Origin of the sequence: Actinomadura rugatobispora, from assembly GCF_042656285.1 — a bacterium.
Taxonomy (GTDB): Bacteria; Actinomycetota; Actinomycetes; order Streptosporangiales; family Streptosporangiaceae; genus Spirillospora; species Spirillospora rugatobispora.
Window position 1 is genome coordinate 1 of sequence record NZ_JBHSON010000227.1, and the last position, 1517, is coordinate 1517.

Below are 1517 nucleotides of genomic sequence, written 5' to 3' on the forward strand. Positions count from 1 at the left end.
GGGCGAGGTCAAGGACGTCCTGCTGCTGGACGTGACCCCGCTGTCGCTGGGGATCGAGACCAAGGGCGGCATCTTCACCAAGATCATCGAGCGCAACACCACCATCCCCACCAAGCGCTCGGAGACCTTCACCACGGCCGACGACAACCAGCCGTCCGTGGAGATCCAGGTCTTCCAGGGCGAGCGGGAGATCGCCGCCTACAACAAGAAGCTGGGCACCTTCCAGCTCACCGGCCTGCCCCCGGCGCCGCGCGGCGTGCCGCAGATCGAGGTCACCTTCGACATCGACGCCAACGGCATCGTCAACGTCAGCGCCAAGGACCAGGGCACCGGCCGCGAGCAGTCGATGGTCATCACGGGCGGCAGCGCGCTGCCCAAGGACGACATCGACAAGATGATGCGCGACGCCGAGGAGTACGCCGAGGAGGACCGCCGGCGCAAGGAGGAGGCCGAGGTCCGCAACCAGGCCGACACCCTCGCGTACTCGACCGAGAAGTTCCTGCGGGAGAACGACGAGAAGATCCCCGCGGAGACCAAGACCGAGGTCGAGGAGGCCGTCGCCGAGGTCAAGAAGAACCTCGAGGGCACCGACGTCGACGCCATCCGCACCAGCGCCGAGAAGCTGGCCCAGGTCAGCCAGAAGATGGGCGCGGCGATGTACGCGCAGAACCCCGAGGGCGCGCAGGCCGGCGCCGACGCCGGCCCGACGGCCGACGCCCAGGGCGGCGCCGCCGGTCAGGACGACGAGGTGGTCGACGCCGAGATCGTGGACGACGACAAGGAAAAGAAGGACGGTGCCGCGTGACGACCCCTCCCACCAAGGGCGAGGGCGAGGAGCGTGAGGGCCCGGTGATCCGCGACAAGCGGCGCATCGACCCCCAGACGGGCGCGGTCCGGGAGCCGGCGGCGCAGCCGCAGGCCCCGGGCGCGCCCGGCGGGGCGGCCCCCGGCGGCGCCACCCCGGGCGGGGGCACGGCGCCCGCCGCGGACGGGGAGGCCGCAGCGCTCAAGACCCAGCTCGCCGAGCGCACCGCGGACCTGCAACGGCTCAAGGCGGAGTACGACAACTACCGCAAGCGGGTCGAGCGGGACCGGGTGGCCGTGCGCGAGCAGGCCCTGGCGAACGTGCTGAACGAACTGCTCCCGGTGCTGGACGACATCGGCCGGGCCCGCGACCACGACGAGCTCGTGGGCGGGTTCAAGTCGGTGGGCGAGGCGCTGGAGGCGGTGACCGGAAAGCTCGGCCTGGAGCGGTACGGGGCGAAGGGCGAGCCGTTCGACCCGACCGTCCACGAGGCCCTCATGCACGGGTACTCGGCCGACGTGACCGAGACCAGCGTGACCGACGTCCTGCAGCCCGGCTACCGGATCGGGGAGCGGGTCCTGCGGCCCGCCCGGGTCGCGGTGGCCGAGCCCGACCCGAGCGCCGCGCCCTCGCAGAGCGGCAACGGCGGCGAGAAGATGCCGAGCGATAAGGAGATCTACGCCGGCCTCCTCAAATACTCCCAGTGCATGCG

At 71.6% G+C, this 1517-nt stretch carries 2 protein-coding genes; both read left to right on the plus strand.

Going from position 1 to position 1517, the window contains the following annotated elements; all coding sequences use genetic code 11:
* On the plus strand, positions 1-805 hold an 805-nt coding region (locus ACFPZN_RS55970; RefSeq protein ID WP_378293560.1), incomplete at its 5' end, for an Hsp70 family protein.
* A partial coding sequence (gene grpE / locus ACFPZN_RS55975; protein WP_378293562.1) for a nucleotide exchange factor GrpE occupies positions 802-1517 on the plus strand: 716 nt, incomplete at its 3' end. The genes ACFPZN_RS55970 and grpE, both read left to right, overlap by 4 nt.